At 74.1% G+C, this 14,949-nt stretch carries 15 protein-coding genes; 8 read left to right on the top strand and 7 right to left on the bottom strand.

Annotation, left to right across the window (positions count from 1 at the left end):
* Positions 1-50 precede the first annotated feature (50 nt).
* Positions 51-1,160, top strand: a complete 1,110-nt coding sequence (gene ku / locus ACZ6KO_RS17370) for a non-homologous end joining protein Ku (RefSeq protein ID WP_469304796.1) — start codon at positions 51-53, stop codon at positions 1,158-1,160.
* A gap of 199 nt (positions 1,161-1,359) precedes the next feature.
* Here the strand turns inward: ku and ACZ6KO_RS17365 are convergent, their stop codons facing one another.
* On the bottom strand, positions 1,360-2,148 hold the full coding sequence (locus ACZ6KO_RS17365; RefSeq protein WP_469304795.1) for a nuclease-related domain-containing protein: 789 nt from the start codon (positions 2,146-2,148) through the stop codon (positions 1,360-1,362).
* Between the two features lie 189 nt (positions 2,149-2,337).
* Between ACZ6KO_RS17365 and ACZ6KO_RS17360 the strand changes: the two genes are divergently transcribed.
* From ACZ6KO_RS17360 to ACZ6KO_RS17350, 3 genes are all read left to right on the top strand, one after another.
* The gene (locus ACZ6KO_RS17360; protein ID WP_469304794.1) at positions 2,338-2,994 is read left to right on the top strand and encodes a hypothetical protein; all 657 of its coding nucleotides are present in this window, start codon (positions 2,338-2,340) and stop codon (positions 2,992-2,994) included.
* A 172-nt stretch (positions 2,995-3,166) separates the two neighbouring features.
* The gene (locus ACZ6KO_RS17355; RefSeq protein ID WP_469304793.1) at positions 3,167-4,009 is read left to right on the top strand and encodes a hypothetical protein; all 843 of its coding nucleotides are present in this window, start codon (positions 3,167-3,169) and stop codon (positions 4,007-4,009) included.
* The gene (locus ACZ6KO_RS17350) at positions 4,006-5,283 is read left to right on the top strand and encodes a histidine kinase dimerization/phospho-acceptor domain-containing protein (protein WP_469304792.1); all 1,278 of its coding nucleotides are present in this window, start codon (positions 4,006-4,008) and stop codon (positions 5,281-5,283) included. Before ACZ6KO_RS17355 ends, ACZ6KO_RS17350 begins: the two co-directional genes overlap by 4 nt.
* A gap of 46 nt (positions 5,284-5,329) precedes the next feature.
* Here ACZ6KO_RS17350 and ACZ6KO_RS17345 read toward each other — a convergent pair whose 3' ends face one another.
* Genes ACZ6KO_RS17345 through ACZ6KO_RS17335 form a run of 3 tightly spaced genes read right to left on the bottom strand, consistent with a single transcriptional unit; the run spans position 5,330 to position 7,393 of the window.
* Positions 5,330-5,605 (bottom strand): hypothetical protein, encoded by a 276-nt coding sequence (locus tag ACZ6KO_RS17345; protein WP_469304791.1) that lies wholly within the window; start codon positions 5,603-5,605, stop codon positions 5,330-5,332.
* 18 nt (positions 5,606-5,623) lie between these two features.
* Positions 5,624-6,424, bottom strand: coding sequence for a TetR/AcrR family transcriptional regulator (locus ACZ6KO_RS17340; RefSeq protein WP_469304790.1), 801 nt, complete (start codon positions 6,422-6,424; stop codon positions 5,624-5,626).
* A 39-nt stretch (positions 6,425-6,463) separates the two neighbouring features.
* Entirely contained in the window at positions 6,464-7,393 is a 930-nt protein-coding gene (locus ACZ6KO_RS17335; protein ID WP_469304789.1) for an AurF N-oxygenase family protein, read from the bottom strand.
* Between the two features lie 184 nt (positions 7,394-7,577).
* Between ACZ6KO_RS17335 and ACZ6KO_RS17330 the strand changes: the two genes are divergently transcribed.
* Positions 7,578-8,687, top strand: a complete 1,110-nt coding sequence (locus ACZ6KO_RS17330; RefSeq protein WP_469304788.1) for a ferritin-like domain-containing protein — start codon at positions 7,578-7,580, stop codon at positions 8,685-8,687.
* A 35-nt stretch (positions 8,688-8,722) separates the two neighbouring features.
* Here the strand turns inward: ACZ6KO_RS17330 and ACZ6KO_RS17325 are convergent, their stop codons facing one another.
* Both ACZ6KO_RS17325 and ACZ6KO_RS17320 read right to left on the bottom strand, forming a co-directional pair.
* Complete coding sequence (locus tag ACZ6KO_RS17325; protein ID WP_469304787.1) at positions 8,723-10,183, bottom strand: penicillin-binding transpeptidase domain-containing protein; 1,461 nt, start codon at positions 10,181-10,183, stop codon at positions 8,723-8,725.
* Complete coding sequence (locus ACZ6KO_RS17320; RefSeq protein WP_469305004.1) at positions 10,180-11,565, bottom strand: FtsW/RodA/SpoVE family cell cycle protein; 1,386 nt, start codon at positions 11,563-11,565, stop codon at positions 10,180-10,182. The genes ACZ6KO_RS17325 and ACZ6KO_RS17320 overlap by 4 nt, the downstream gene beginning before the upstream one ends.
* Before the next feature lie 105 nt (positions 11,566-11,670).
* Here ACZ6KO_RS17320 and ACZ6KO_RS17315 point away from each other — a divergent pair, with 105 nt between their 5' ends.
* The 3 genes from ACZ6KO_RS17315 to ACZ6KO_RS17305 all read left to right on the top strand — a co-directional run bounded on the left by ACZ6KO_RS17315 (position 11,671) and on the right by ACZ6KO_RS17305 (position 13,734).
* The gene (locus ACZ6KO_RS17315; RefSeq protein WP_469304786.1) at positions 11,671-12,060 is read left to right on the top strand and encodes a DUF6325 family protein; all 390 of its coding nucleotides are present in this window, start codon (positions 11,671-11,673) and stop codon (positions 12,058-12,060) included.
* The gene (locus ACZ6KO_RS17310) at positions 12,060-12,455 is read left to right on the top strand and encodes an SHOCT domain-containing protein (RefSeq protein WP_469304785.1); all 396 of its coding nucleotides are present in this window, start codon (positions 12,060-12,062) and stop codon (positions 12,453-12,455) included. Before ACZ6KO_RS17315 ends, ACZ6KO_RS17310 begins: the two co-directional genes overlap by 1 nt.
* A 139-nt stretch (positions 12,456-12,594) precedes the next feature.
* A complete protein-coding gene (locus ACZ6KO_RS17305) occupies positions 12,595-13,734 on the top strand; it encodes a C40 family peptidase (RefSeq protein ID WP_469304784.1) in 1,140 nt (379 codons plus the stop codon).
* On the opposite strand, the gene ACZ6KO_RS17300 is transcribed toward ACZ6KO_RS17305, so the two are convergent.
* Positions 13,695-14,945: a styrene monooxygenase/indole monooxygenase family protein gene (locus ACZ6KO_RS17300; RefSeq protein WP_469304783.1), complete on the bottom strand. Its 1,251-nt coding sequence runs from the start codon at positions 14,943-14,945 to the stop codon at positions 13,695-13,697. The genes ACZ6KO_RS17305 and ACZ6KO_RS17300 overlap by 40 nt on opposite strands.
* Between the last annotated feature and the right edge of the window lie 4 nt (positions 14,946-14,949).

Here is a 14,949-nt window from a genome sequence, read left to right as displayed (position 1 = left end):
GAGACTGCCACGAATCAGGGAGATTGCCACGAATCGATCCGGGAGGACACGTGCGATCCATTTGGAACGGGGCGATCTCCTTCGGCCTGGTCAGCATCCCGATCAAGCTCGTGAACGCCACGGAGAACCACTCGATCTCCTTCCGGCAGATCCACCTGTCCGACGGCGGCCGGATCCGCTACCGGAAGGTGTGCGAGCTGGACGGCGAGGAGGTGCCGACGGCGGAGATCGGCAAGGGGTACGAGGAGGGGGACGGGGCGATCATCCCGATCACGGACGCGGACCTGGCGCAGCTGCCGCTGCCGACCGCGAAGACGATCGAGATCGTGTCGTTCGTACCGGCGGCGCAGATCGATCCGCTGCAGATGGACGCGGCGTACTACCTGGCGGCGAACGGGGTGTCCGCGGCGAAGCCGTACACGCTGCTGCGGGAGGCGCTGAAGCGGAGCGAGCGGGTGGCGATCGCGAAGTTCGCGCTGCGCGGGCGGGAACGGCTGGGCATGCTGCGGGTGGTCGGGGACGTGATCGCGATGCACGGGCTGCTGTGGCCGGACGAGATCCGCGAGCCGGAGGGGGTGGCTCCGGAGACGAAGGTGACCATCCGGGACGCCGAACTCGACCTGGCGGACGCGCTGATGGCGACGCTGGGGGAGGTGGAGGTGTCGACGCTGCACGACGACTACCGCGAGGCGGTGGAGGCGATGATCGCGGCGAAGTCGGGCGAGGCGATCGAGCCGGAGGTGCCGGAGGTGGCCGCGGGCGGGGACGCGCAGGTGATCGACCTGATGGCGGCGCTGGAGAAGAGCGTACGGGCGGCGAAGGCGTCGCGGGGCGAACCGGAGCCGTCGGCCGCCGCCGCGGAGGCGGGCTCCGAGGTGACCCCGATCCGCCGCCGCGCACCGCGCACGTCGACCCCGGCGGCGCCGAAGGCGGTGGGCGGCAAGAAGTCGACGGCGACGACCGCGAAGAAGACGGCGGCGGCATCGTCGACGAAGTCGGCGGCGAGCACGAAGAAGACGGCGTCGGCGAAGAAGGCGGCGAAGTCCACGGCCCGGTCGACGGCGAAGTCGACAGCGAAGTCCACGGCCAAATCGACGGCCAAGTCGACGGCCAAATCTACGGCGAAGCAGGCGACGCCCCGCAAACGCAGCTCGGCCTGAGCGCGCCCCTGTCCCACCGCGGCGAACGGCCCCGCTGACCGGCCCCGCCCGCGCCCGCGGCGGGGGCACCACGGCGCAGCACGCGCACGGCCGGCCGGGTGAACCTCGGCCCGCCGCGTCAGCCCGCCCGACGCGGGCGCGACACCGGCCGACGCCTGTCAGCACGGCAGGGCCGCGGGGCCACCGGGCCGACGGCCCGTCAGACCGTGGACCACGTGCGGCGGTCGCGGGCCAGGGTGTAGAGGGCTTCGACGTCCGCCGGTTTGAGGACGCCGCCCTCGCGGGCCAGGTCCGTCGCGTCGCCCGGGAGCAGGACGCGGACGTCCCGCAGGGTCGGGGCCACCTCCACGCGGGAGGCGTCGACCACCGCCAGGGCCGGGCGGACCGAGGCCGTCAGGGCGTGGGTGGCGCGTTCGGCGGCGCGGCGGGCCCAGCGGACGTCGGCACGGGGTTCGGTGCGGCCCACCGTGACCAGGAGGTCGCCGACGTGCACGCGCTGGCGGCGCCCCGGGACCGAGCGGACGCACAGGACGCCCGCGGGCCCGATCAGCAGGTGGTCGACGGGGCCCGCGCCCGGCAGCGGCACCGCGTGCAGGACGCGCCAGCCGGCGCCCTCCAGCGTGTCGAGTTCGGCGCCCATCCGCTGCTGCGCGAGGAGGTCCTGGCGTATCCGGTGGCGGGCCCGCTGGCCCGCGCCGCCGTGGTCCAGCTCGCCCAGCAGGGCCTCGCCGGGCCGGTTGGGCGCCAGGTCGTCGTCGGGGTGCAGGGCGAGCCGCCGCAGCTCGGCGGCGTTCGGCACCGGCGGCGGGCCGACCGTGTAGGAGCCGGTCAGGTACGGGCGTAACGCCGCGAGTGCCGCATCCGTGTGCCGGGCCATCAGGATGCTGACCCGGCCCGCCTCGCGGTCGTACCAGGCCACGCTGCGCCCGTCGGCCAGAGTGACGTACAGCCTCCCCCGTCCGGGCCGGCCGGTCGGAACCACCTTCATGCCCTCACCCCCGCGGTCCATGGGACCAGGCCTGCCGCCCGCGGGCAATCCCTCGGCTGTGTAACGACTCCGCCGCCACGCTGCCGGGTGTCTGTTACACAACCACGACGCCTCCGCAACCCCGGGCCCCTACGGTGGTGCCGCCCGGAGCGACCGGGCACCGACGCCCCGACCAGCCGAGGGACCTTCGTGAACACCGTCCGCCGCACTGTCGTCCGCGCCGCCGCCGTGTCCGCCTGCGCCGCGGGCGTGCTGGCACTGCCCGCCGCGGCCGCCCTCGCCGACGGGGCGCCGGCCGCCGTGGCGCGCGGTTCCGTCGAGCCCCCGCGGACGCTGGTGAAGACCCTCTCGCTCGCCGACGGCGTGTCCACGGCGCACGTGTACCGGATCGCCGAGGGCGCCTACCAGGCCGACGTCCTGTCCCGCGGCGCCAAGGTCGCCACGCTCACCAGCCGCGCCGGCGCCCCCGGCCAGGCCGGCAGCGGCACGCTGCGGATCACGCTGCGGCCCGACGGCGCCGTCTCCTCGTGGGTGGAGAACGGGGTCGCGAACCGGGACGGCGGCGGCGCCGCTGGGCAGCTGGCAGCCCAGGACGGCCACAAGACCGCCGTCCGTACCGCGGGGACCCCTGTCGCGGAGGTGCGTACCTCGGACGTCCGTACCTCGGAGGTGCGTACCTCGGAGGACCGGGACACCGCCGCCACCACCGAGGCGCTGCGCCTGAACACCCTGGCCGACGGCCCCGGCGGCGGGGTGCTGCTGCTCGCCGCGGGCGGCGGCATGGCGGCCGTCGGCGCCGCGGGCCTCGGCTTCGCCATGCTGCGGCGCGGCCGTACGGAGTCCTGAACCCCTCGTTCCGCTCCTGGCACCCCGCCCACCTGCCCGGTTCCGGGCGCCCTGCGTCGGCGGAACGTCCCTGCCCCGCTCTAAGGTGGACAGGAAGATCCGCCGCAGCCGCGCCGGACGGACACCAGGACACAGGGACGCGGGAACGCGGGGACGGAGGACGCAGGCACCGGTGAAGCCGTTCCGTACGAGCAGGACCGCCGCGCGCGCAGCCGCCCGGCCCGGGGCCGCCGCGCGCACGGCCGTCACGCGCGGGGCCGCCGCCGTCCTCCCGCTGGCCCTGCTGGCCTCCGCCTGCTCCAACACCGGCGGGCTGGACGACGCCGGTACCGTCCCGACCGCCAGTGGGCCCGTGCACCTGTGGCCGGGCCGGCAGGGCGCGACCGTGCCGCCCGCCGACCCGGGCGGTGCGCCGCCCGAGTACGTCAAGGGCATCCCGCCGGTCAAGGACGAGAACGTCCACGGCGTCGACCCGCTGGCCCTGGTCCAGGCCGAGGTCGGCAGCCAGGCGCGCGCGGACGTCGGCCCCGACGGCATGCCCCAGGAGACCGCCGAGGCGATCCGGACCTGTCACACGGGCCGCCAGAAGGCCCCGTGCCCGGTGCTGATGCCGTACTACCGGGACCTGACCGGCAACGGGAAGGACGAGCTGATCGTCGGTATCGAGCTGCCGGACCGGATGCTGTCGGTCCGTGTCTACACCGCCGACGCCGACGGCCGGCTCAACCGGATCATGGCCACGCAGGACACCCCGGTCAGCGTGGAGCTCGCCGGGCGGGACGTGATCCTGCGGGTGCCCAGCGGCAACCCGGGCTACGAACTGATCACCGCCTGGTCCTGGGACGAGAAGCAGCGCACGATGCTGCCCACGCGCGAGCAGATCGTCCGCGTCCCCCAGTCCCCGGGCCAGAACCCGTCCCCCGGCCACACCGCGTCCCCGGGTCACACCCCCTCGCCCGGCCGGAACCAGTCCCCCGGCCCGGCCCCGTCCCCCGCCCCGAGCGGCCGCCGATGAGACCCCGGCTGCCGGCCTGGACGGCATCGCTGACGTGGAAGTCGGCGTGTTTCATCGTCATCATGTGCTGCGCGCTGGCCGCCGTGCTCGGCGCCCTCGTGCACGTCGAGGTGACCCGCCAGACGGTGGCCACCGCCCGCGAGAAGGCGCTGGGCAAACTGACCGAGGCCTCCCGCGCCTACGAGGCCGGCGAGGGCCTGCCGCCCGAGACGGGCCTGGACCTGCCCGGCCTGCCGCGCGAGCTGCGCGCGCTCGCCGTCTCCGGCCACCGCGGCACGATGGTCGCCGACCTCGACGGCCGGGCCACCATGTGGGCGGCGGCCCCGGCCGACGGCCGGGCGCTGGCCACCGCCATCGACTACAGCCAGAGCGCGCGCACCATCAGCGGCCTGGACAACGCGATCATCGGCTCGTCCGTGCTGGCCATCGGCGGCACCCTGCTGCTCGGCGCGTTCGCCGTCACCCGGGTCACGCGCCGGCTGCACCAGACGGCCCTGGTGGCGCGCCGCATCAGCACGGGCGACCTGGACGCGCGCGTGGACGACCCGCGCACCAAGGACCCCTCCCGGCACCAGGACGAGGTGGCGACCGTCGCCGGCGCCCTGGACACGATGGCGGCGAGCCTGCAGGCGAAGCTGCTGAGCGAGCAGCGCTTCACTGCGGACGTGGCGCACGAGCTGCGCACCCCGCTGACCGGTCTGCAGGCGGCCTCCGAGCTCCTGCCGGAGGGCCGCCCGACGGAGCTGGTGCGCGAGCGGGTGCGCACGATGCGGCAGCTGACCGAGGACCTGCTGGAGATCTCCCGGCTCGACTCGGGAAGCGAGAAGGTGGAGGCGGACCTGCACCGGCTGGCGCCGCTGGCGGAGCGGGTGGTGCGGGCCTCGGGGACCGCCACCGAGATCGTGGTGACGCGCGATCTGTACGTCGAGACCGACCGCCGCCGCCTGGAGCGGGTGCTGGGCAACCTGGTCGCCAACGCCCACAAGCACGGCCGTCCCCCGGTGACGTTGACCGTGGACGGCCCGGTGGTGACCGTACGCGACCACGGCGACGGCTACCCCGGCTACCTCGTGGCGTACGGCCCGCAGCGCTTCCGTACGGAGTCCGGGGCGTCCGCCAAGGGCCACGGCCTGGGGCTGACGATCGCGCTGGGCCAGGCCGAGGTGATCGGGGCGCGGCTGCTGTTCCACAACGCGGCGGACGGCGGCGCGGTGGCGGTGCTGTTCCTTCCGGCACCGCCGGACCAGCCCGCCCCGGCCGACGGCGCGCGGTGACGCGCGTAGCGTGCCCAGCGCCCGGGCCCGGGCGCTGACCGCCGCGTCACCCCGTCGTCGCCGGGCCCTTCGTCCACGGCCAGCGCGGCCTCGGCTTCTGCCCCGTCGGCTGGTACGCGTACTTCCACCCCGTCTGCAGCCCCAGCCGCTTGGAGTAGCCCGCGGGGACCCGCTTGTAGAGCAGGACCGTCGGGGGGCCGCCCGCGGCGTCCGGGACCGGGATCTCGTACCACTTGGGCGGGTGGCCGGTCGGGCCGACGAGGACCGGCAGCACGCGGCCGTCCATCGGGCCGCCCTCGAAGGGGGTGTTCTCGCTTTTCACCCCACCAGTCTCACAGGCTCAGAGCAGGTGGGCCGCCTCCACGACCACCGGGGCGATCCGCCGGGCCAGGATCCCGGCCGGCCCGTCCGCGGGTTCCAGCGCCAGCGCGGCGCGCGCGACGTCCGCGGTCTGCGGGTCGGTGGCGGCGGTGACCGTCAGCAGGGCGACGAAGTGGTCGAGCAGCCAGTCGCGCAGCTCCTCGACGTCGGGCTGCTTGCCCTCGTCGATCCAGATCAGCGAGGCGGCCTCGACCGCCGTGATCCAGGTGCGGACCATCATCCGCAGCCGCGCGCCGGGTTCGGCGACCGCCAGGTGCACCAGGATCTGCTCGGCGGCGCGGCGCCGGATCCCGTCCACGATGGCGGTGGTCCGGGAGGTCTCCACCACGCTGCCGCCCTGGAGCAGCGCGCTGAATCCGGTGTCGTGCCCGTCGACGAAGGCGAGGTAGCGGTCCAGGGCGCGGGAGAGCCGCCGGGTCAGCGGTCCCTCCTGCGGTTCGGCGAAGCAGAGCGCGAGCTCGTCGGCGGCCGAGCGCAGGGCGGCCTCGTACAGCTGCTGCTTGCCGCCGGGGAAGTAGCGGTAGACCAGCGGGCGCGACACCCCGGCCGCCTCGGCGACGTCGTCGAGCGAGACGTCCTCCGGGGCCCGGTGCGCGAACAGCGACAGGGCCGCCTCCAGCAGCTGCGCGCGCCGCTCCTCGACGCTCAGCCTGCGGTACGCGCGCGCCGCCGGCGGGGCCGGCGCGGCCCTCCCGGCGGCGGCCGGGGCGTGGGCGGCTCGGGCCTGGGCTGCCGGGGCGGCCGGCGGGGTCCGGGTCATGCCCGCAGGGTAGCCCCACCGGAGGAACCTCGAGGAACCTCAGGGGAGCAGGCCGGAGCTCTTCCACAGCTTCCGTCCGACCCCGCGCAGGACACCGATGTCGTCGAGGAAGTCGGTCAGCCGCTTGGCGCCGGTCTGCATCACCTCGCGGCGGTGGCCGCTGGCGCGGACCTGGGCGAGCGCCTCGCGCCGGTCCAGGCCCACGTTGTCGTACACCGCCGGGTTGACGAAGGCGACGGAGAAGACCCGGGCGGCCTCGCCGCAGCTGATCCGGGTCAGCTCCTGTTCCCAGCGCGGGGCGGTGAGCATCTGGCGGCGCAGCTCCTCGCGTGCGTAGCGGACGTGGCGGGCCTCCTCGATGACGTGGATCCGGGTGACGCCGCGCACGAGCGGCTGGACCCGCTCGTCCGGGAAGGTCAGCCGCTGCATCCAGTCGAGGATCTCCTCGCCGAGGAGGGTGCAGGCGAAGGAGCCGGGGGTGGTGGAGATGGTCTTCAGCACCCGCGCGAGGTTGTGGTTGAGGCGGGAGACGGGGTAGGCGGGCGCGCCGCCGGTCTGGATCATGCGGGCGAACATCATCGAGTGCCGGCACTCGTCGGCGATCTCGGTGAGGGCGTAACGGACGTGATTGCTGGTCAGGGGCTTGTCGTAGATGTGCCGGACCAGCAGTTGCATGAGGATGATCTCGAACCAGATGCCGAGGGAGGCCAGCGCCGCCGCCTCGTGGCGGGCGAGCTCCATGCGCTGCTCCTCGCCCATCCGCTTCCACAGCGGGGTGTCGTAGAGCGAGACCAGCTCGGGCGGCCAGAACCACTTGCCGTCGACGGGCGGGGCCTGCCAGTCGAGTTCCTTGTCGGGGTCGAAGGAGTGCTTGGCGGAGGATTCGAGCAGCCGTTCGGCGATCTGCTCACGGTCCTTGAGCAGGCCGAGCGCGTCCCGCAGGACGGTGCGGTCGGTCACGGTCGTCATGGCGTGGGGCACCTCGTGCGCTTGACGGAAACGGGTTACCGGCGGTCACCACTTATGAGACTGCGTGTCAGCAAGGTCGTCAATCCCTTGCGCACGACTTGTTGACCCTGTGTCTACCAACGTGCTGCACTGCCAACTGTCCGGTCCCGCACGGTGCGTGCACGACAGGGAAGGCAGGCCGTCAGTGTCGACGAAGCAGCTCTACGCCCAGGACCCCGGTGACGGCGCGTGGGAGGTCCCGGCCTCCGGATCCGCCCGTTTCACCTGGGAGTACGGGGAGGGCAGGGACCGCCTCCTCGCGCTGTACCAGAAGGGCAAGGACAAGCAGTGGGACGGCGCCAAGCGCATCGACTGGGACCTGGAGGTCGATCCGTACGACCCGCTCGGGACCCCCGACGAGGTGCTGACCCTCTACGGCACCCGGCACTGGGCGAAGCTGACCGAGAAGGACAAGGGCGATCTGCGCCGGCACTACGCCGCCTGGAACTTCAGCCAGTTCCTGCACGGCGAGCAGGGCGCGATGATCTGCTCGGCACGGATCGTGGAGTCGGTCCCGGACCTGGACGCGAAGTTCTACTCCGCCACCCAGACCATGGACGAGGCCCGGCACGCCGAGATCTTCGGGCGCTTCCTGCACGAGAAGGTCGGGATGCTCTACCCGGTCAACGACAACCTCCAGGGGCTGCTCGGCGACACCCTGCGCGACTCCCGCTGGGACATGCCGTACCTGGGCATGCAGGTGCTCATCGAGGGCCTGGCGCTGGCGGCGTTCGGGATGATCCGCGACACCACCGACAAGCCGCTGCCGCAGCAGATCCTCGCGTACGTGATGCAGGACGAGGCCCGGCACGTGGCCTTCGGGCGGATGGCGCTGCGCGACTACTACAAGGAACTGACGGACGCCGAGCTGCGCGAGCGCGAGGAGTTCGTGATCGAGGGCTGCTACCTGATGCGGGACCGGCTGCGCGGCGTGGAGGTGCTGGAGAACTTCGGCATCTCCCGGCAGGAGGCGGAGCTGTACAGCGAGCAGTCGGAGTTCCTCGCGCTCTTCCGCAAGCTGCTGTTCAGCCGGATCGTGCCGTGCGTGAAGGACATCGGCCTGTGGGGCGAGCGGCTGCAGCGGGCATACCTGGACATGGGCGTCTTCGAGATGGGCGACTCGAACCTGGACCTGCTGATGACCCAGGACGAGGAGATAGCCGACCGGCTGGACCGGGCGCGCTTCGCGGCGGAGGAGGCGGAGCGGATGGCCGAGGTCGGGGCGACGATCGCCCAGGGGGCGGAGCAGGCGTAGCGGGCCACGGCTCGAAGGGAGTACGCGCGGCCGGCTCAGCGCGGCGCCAGGGCGGCCCGCAGGACCGCGCGGGCGACCGGCGCCGCCGCGCCGTTGCCGCTGATGTCGCCGCGGACGGCGGAGGCGTCCTCGACGACCACCGCGACCGCCACGGCCGGCAGCGGGGCGTCGGCCGCCCTGGCCCAGGCGATGAACCAGGCGTACGGCGTGCCCGTGTTGCCGACCCCGTGCTGCGCGGTGCCGGTCTTGCCGCCGACCACCGCGCCGGGGACGGCGGCGTTGCGCCCCGTGCCGTCCTCGACCACCTTCACCATCAGCTGCTGGAGCCGCAGCGCGGTGACCGGGTTCATGGCCCGGCCCAGCGGCGTACGGCCGGCCCGCCGGACCGGACCGCCGTCGGCCTGCGTGGTGCGCTCCACCAGGTACGGGCTCATCACCTCGCCCCCGTTGGCGACGGCGGCGGCGACCATGGCCATCTGGAGCGGCGTCGCCGTGGTGTTGAACTGCCCGATGGCCGACAGCGCCAGCTGGTCCCGGCTCATGTCGGTGTCGAAGTTGGACGTCGACACCCACGAGGGCACCCGCAGCCCGTCGCCGTTGAAGCCGAACCGCTCGGCCGCCTCGACCATCCGCCGCAGGCCGACCTGGACGCCGATCTTCGCCATCACCGTGTTGCACGACCACTGCACGGCCTCGGCCATCGAGGCGTCCTCGCAGCCGGTGGACGCGTTGGGCAGCCGGGTGCTGGTGCCGGGCAGGACGTACGGATCGGGGGTCCGCGTCGGCGCGTCCACGTCCGTGACCACGCCCGCGTCCAGCGCGGCCGCCGCGGTCACGATCTTGAAGGTGGAGCCGGGCGGGTACGTCTCGCGCAGCGCCCGGTTGAGCATGGGCCGGGCCGGATCGGCGTTCAGCCGGGCCCAGGCCCCCTTGACCGCCGCACCGGTACCGGACAGCACACCCGGGTCGTACGAGGGGCTGCTCACCAGGGCCAGGATCCGCCCCGTGGCGGGCTCGACGGCCGCGACCGCGCCCCGCTTGCCGGCCAGTCCCGCGTACGCGGCGCGCTGCACCGCCGCCCGGATGGTGGTCTCGGCCCGGCCGGCGGACGGGCGGTCGCGGGCCAGGTCGTGCCAGAACGGGAAGACCGTCAGGCCGGGGTCGGTGCCGGACAGCACCGCGTCCTCGGCGCGCTCGACGAAGCTGGTGCCGAACGTCTGCGAGGAGTAGCCGGTCACGGGGGCGTAGAGGGGGCCCTCGCGGTACGTGCGCTCGTAGCGCAGCAGCTGCCGGCTGTCCCGGGACCCGGTGACCGGGCGGCCGTCGACCAGGATGTCGCCGCGCCGCTCGGCGTACCGGGCGATGGTGCCGCGCTTGTTGGCCGGGTTCGCGTCGAGGGCGGCGGCCTCCCAGACCTGCAGGCGGGCGACGTTGACCAGCAGCGCGGCGAGCAGGAGGGCGCAGAAGTACGCGCACCAGCGGATGTAGCGGATCACGGCGGGCCCTCCGGTTCCGGTGGCGGCTGCGGACCTGTCTCCCGGGGCAGCGGCCGCCGGGCGCTGTCGCTGACCCGGACCAGCAGCGCCACGATGATCCAGTTGGTGACGACGGACGAACCGCCTTGTGCGAGGAACGGCATGGCCATGCCGGTGAGCGGGATCAGCCCGGTGACCCCGCCCGCGATGACGAACACCTGGAGCGCCACGATGGAGGCGAGCCCGGTGGCGAGCAGCCGCCCGAAGGGGTCGCGCAGCGCCAGGCCCGCCCGGAAGCCGCGGTCGACCAGCAGCCCGTAGAGCAGCAGGATGGCGCTGAGGCCGGCGAGGCCCAGTTCCTCGCCCGCGGTGGCCAGGATGAAGTCGGACTTGGCGGCGAAGCCGATGAGGAAGGACTGGCCCTCGCCGAGCCCGGTGCCGAGCAGCCCGCCGGCCCCGAAGGCGAAGAGCGACTGGGCGAGCTGGCCGGGACCGTGGCCCTCCTCGATGGAAGCGAAGGGATTCCGCCAGTCCTCGACCCGGCCGTGGACGTGCGGCTCGAACGTGCCGACGGCGTAGGCGCCGAGGCCGGAGAGCAGCAGCCCGATCGCGATCCAGCCGATCCGCCCGGTGGCGGTGAACAGCATGATCACGAAGAGCCCGAAGAAGAGCAGCGAGGTCCCCAGGTCCCGCTCCAGGACCAGCACGCCGACGCTGAGCAGCCAGATCGCCAGGATCGGCCCGAGCACCCGGCCGGGCAGCAGCCGCAGCTTCCACCAGATCCGGCGGCCGGTGAGGGCCAGGGCGGTGCGGTTGGCGGCCAGGTAGGAGGCGAAGTAGACGGCGAGCAGGATCTTGGCGAACTCGCCGGGCTGGAAGGAGAGTCCGCCGATGCGGACCCAGATGCGGGCGCCGTTGACGGCCGGGAAGAAGACCGGGACGAGCATCAGCACCAGGGCGGTGGCCACCGACAGGTACGCGTACCGCTGGAGCACCCGGTGGTCCCGCAGCAGGCTCACGACCAGGACGAACAGGGCGACCCCGAGCCCCGACCAGAGCAGCTGGCCGCCGGCGCCGGGCTGCCCGGGGGTGGTGAGGTCGAGCCGCTGGATCAGCACCAGCCCGAGCCCGTTGAGCAGGACGGCGATGGGGAGGACGAGCGGGTCGGCGTACGGGGCGAAGAGCCGTACGGCGAGGTGCGCGAGGAGGGCGGCGGCCGCGAGTCCGGCGGCGTAGCGGGAGGACTGCGCGGGGACGTGGCCGACGGTGGCGAGGCCGACGGAGAGGTGGCCGAGGACGGCGATCAGGACGGCGCCGGCGAGGAGCGTCAGTTCGACGCCGCGCTGCCGGGTGCGGGGCGCGTCGCCCGGCTGCGGCGCGGGATCCGCCGCCTTTGCCGTCAATGCGGTCATATCGGAAACGTAGCAAGCGTCCGTAGTGTTTGCCCCGTTATGTCTTACTCTGCCGAAGAGTCGTCAGAATCGATCGGGAACGGGGGTGTCGGGGACGTGGGACCGGTGGAGTTCATCGTGCTCGCCTTTCCGGAGGAGCAGCTGCGGGTGCCGGCGGTCGCGGCCGTGATGGGACTGCGCAAGACCGGCAACGTGCGGCTGATCGACGGGCTGGTGGCCACCAAGACGGCGGCGGGCGAGGTACTGGCTGCGGAGTTCGACGAGTTCGTGGAGCTCCAGGGGCTGCTCACGCACCGGGAGGCGGCCCCCCTGATCGGCCCGGAGGACGTCAAGGAGGCCTCCGACCTGCTGGAGCGCGGCTCCTGCGCGCTGCTGCTGGTGGTCGAGCACGTCTGGGCCGAGGACGCGGCGATCGCCGTGCGCGCGGCGGGCGGCCGGATCGCGGGGTCGGTGCGCATCCCGGCCGAACGGCTGGGGGCCTCCTGATGTTCATCCGCCCGGTCGGTGCGGTCGTCCAGCCGGCCCGGCGGCCGGCCGGCCGTCCGCTGCTGCGCGGCCTGCTGGCGCGGGGTGCGTACGTGTGGGACGCGGCGCAGGTGGCGGAGCCGGAGCCGCCCGAGGGGCCGGGTGGATCCGCGCCCCCCTGGGGGCCGGGGGAACCCGAGTCCCCGTACGAGGAGGTGTGGTCGGCCGGCCCCTGGGCGTCGGCCGCCCCCGCCGGACCGCAGGAGGCGCCGGAGCCGGCGCCGACGGCCGGCACCGGCACGGACGTCGGCGACGACTTCACGGCCCGCCTGACCCGGCTGGCCGCCCTGGCCCGCGAAGGCCTGCTGACCCCCGAGGAGTTCGCGGCGGCCAAGACCCGCCTGCTCCGGGGCTGATCCCGGCGCCCGCACCCCGTACGCCCGCCGGAATCACCCGGGCCCCGTACGCCGGGCGGGTGAGTGGGGTGGCGGGGCCGGGTCGGATGGACTGTTTGTCGTACCGGACATGGCACGATCCGGGCTCGGAGGTGATGACATGTCACGTCGAGCACTGCGCGCCGTCTGTGTCGCCGCCGCCCTGGCCGCGACCCTCCCCGTGCCCGCGGCGACCGCCGAGCCCGGGGCGGGCGTCCAGGACGTCGGCCGGCTGCTGGTCCAGTTGCAGGGCCTCTACCAGCGGGCCGAGGAGGCCGCCGAGGCCTACAAGGCCACCGAGATCGCCCTCACCGCCCGCACGGGCGAGGAACGGCGGCTCACCTCGGAGCTGGGCGCGGCCCGTACCGCGCTCGACCGGGAGCGGGCCGCGGCCGGCCGGCTGGCCCGCGAGCAGTACCAGGCGTCCCGCGGGCTCTCCCCCTACGCGCGGATCCTGCTGTCCGGCGACCCGCAGGCCGCGCTGGACGAGCGCCGGTTCGCCGTCCGCGAGGCCGCGCACCGGGCCGCCGTGATCGGCCGGCTGACGCGCGGCGAGCAGCGGGCCGACGCGCTCGCGGCCCGGTCCCGCCGGGAACTGGGCACCCAGCAGACCCTGGCGGCGCGGAAGAAGCAGTACCGCGACGAGGCGCGCGCCCAGCTGGGCCAGGTCGAGCGGCTGCTCGCCTCGCTCACCACCGAGCAGCTGACCGCGCTCTCGGCGAAGGAGCGGAGCGTCACCATGGGCGCGCAGCGGGCGCTGGAGGCCTCCGGGCGGCTGGGGACGGCCCGGCGCGCCCCGACCGCCGCCGGCGGCGCCGCCCTCCGCTTCGCCGTCGCGCAGCTGGGCAAGCCATACGTGTGGGGCGCCGAGGGACCGGCCGCCTTCGACTGCTCGGGGCTGACCTCACAGGCCTGGGCGGCCGCCGGCCGGGCCATCCCGCGCACCAGCCAGGAGCAGTGGGCGCAGCTGCCCAGGGTGCCGCTGGACGAGCTGCGCCCCGGGGACCTGGTCGTCTACTTCCCCAAGGCCACCCATGTGGCGATCTACGCCGGTGACGGGAAGGTCATCCAGGCGCCCCGCCCGGGGGCCGCGGTCAAGGTGTCCCCCATCGCGGCGAACCCGCTGCTGGGGGCGGTGCGCCCCGACCCGGACGGGCTGCCGCTCGCCCGCTACACCCCTGCGGTGCTGCCCGAGTCCGCCTCGGCCGGCTCCGACGACGGCTACGCGGCCGAGGAGGCCCCCGACACCTCGGCGAGGTAGTCCGCCGCGTCCTGCGGGTCGTAGAACCAGTCGTCGAAGTCGGCCGGGTTGTCGAAGCCGCCCGCGAATCGGTCCGCCACCGGCTGCAGCTGCCCGGCCGCGCCGATCAGGTCCAGCACGTGCTCCGGCGGCGGGCCCAGCATGGCGTTGGTCCACTGGGTGACGGGCTTGGCCGTCTGGAACCAGAACCGGTCGAAGGTGGCCTTCATCCACGTCTCGTCGAACGGCTTGTCGCCGTGCATGAGGATCGAGGAGAGGTACGACGCGGCGCACTTGGCCGCGGCGTTCGCGCCCTGCCCGGTGATCGGGTCGTTGGCGACGACCACGTCCCCGACCCCCAGCACCACCCCGCCGCCGGGCAGCCGCCCGACCGGCTTCCGCACGACGGGCGCGTAGCGGCCGGCCAGCGTGGCGCCGGCGTCGGTCAGTTCGGTGTCCGCGGCCCGCGCGTACTCCCAGGGCGTGAACTTCTCCATCAGCTCCAGCGTCACCGCCAGGTGCTCGGCCGGGTCCTTGATCCCCGCGAACACGTCCAGCGGACCGCCGGGGATCCCCTCCCAGAAGAGGATGTCGGCGCGGCCGGAGACGGTGAGCGCCGGCATGACGAACAGTTCGCCGATGCCGGGCACCAGGTTGCAGCGGACCGCCTCGGTGCCGGGGTGCTCCGGGCGCGGGCCGAGCCCGTGCACGTAGGAGACCGCGAGCGCGCGCTGCGGGGCGTCGTACGGGGAACGGGCCGCGTCCCGCTCGAACAGGGAGACCAGCTCGCCCTTGCCGGCGGCGACGAGGGTGAGGTCGTACGTACGGGAGAAGTAGTCCAGGTCGGAGACGGTCGCGCCGTGGACGACCACCTGTCCGCCGCGCTGCGCGAACGTGTCGAGCCAGCCGGCCATCTTCACGCGCTGGTCGACGGACTGCGCGTACCCCTTGAGCCGGCCGAGCCAGTCGACGGCACGGGAGCAGTCGGGGGCGGCGACGGAGACGCCGATGCCCTCGATCCGCGGGGCGTGGGCCGCCCAGAAGTCGATCTCCAGGTCCCGCTCGTGCTGGAGCGCCGCGTCGAACATGACCTGCGTCGACATCACCCGGCCGGCGCGGATCTCGTCCGGCGTCCGGTTCGACATGAGGGTGACGTCGTAGCCCTTGGCCTGCAGTCCGAGGGCGAGCTGGAGACCGGACTGGCCGGCCCCCACGACAAGTATCGTGCGCATGGCG

The organism is Streptomyces sp. NPDC042102, assembly GCF_055582305.1.
This window is presented reverse-complemented; position numbering and strand designations above follow the sequence as displayed.

Bases quoted from the DNA above. Each gene is read 5' to 3' on its own strand.
- ACZ6KO_RS17300 (WP_469304783.1), bottom strand. From the start codon at position 14,945: ATGCGCACGATACTTGTCGTGGGGGCCGGCCAGTCCGGTCTCCAGCTC.
- ACZ6KO_RS17365 (WP_469304795.1), bottom strand. From the start codon at position 2,148: ATGAAGGTGGTTCCGACCGGCCGGCCCGGACGGGGGAGGCTGTACGTC.
- ACZ6KO_RS17340 (WP_469304790.1), bottom strand. From the start codon at position 6,424: ATGACCCGGACCCCGCCGGCCGCCCCGGCAGCCCAGGCCCGAGCCGCC.
- ACZ6KO_RS17310 (WP_469304785.1), top strand. From the start codon at position 12,060: ATGTTCATCCGCCCGGTCGGTGCGGTCGTCCAGCCGGCCCGGCGGCCG.
- ACZ6KO_RS17350 (WP_469304792.1), top strand. From the start codon at position 4,006: ATGAGACCCCGGCTGCCGGCCTGGACGGCATCGCTGACGTGGAAGTCG.
- ACZ6KO_RS17335 (WP_469304789.1), bottom strand. From the start codon at position 7,393: ATGACGACCGTGACCGACCGCACCGTCCTGCGGGACGCGCTCGGCCTG.
- ACZ6KO_RS17305 (WP_469304784.1), top strand. From the start codon at position 12,595: ATGTCACGTCGAGCACTGCGCGCCGTCTGTGTCGCCGCCGCCCTGGCC.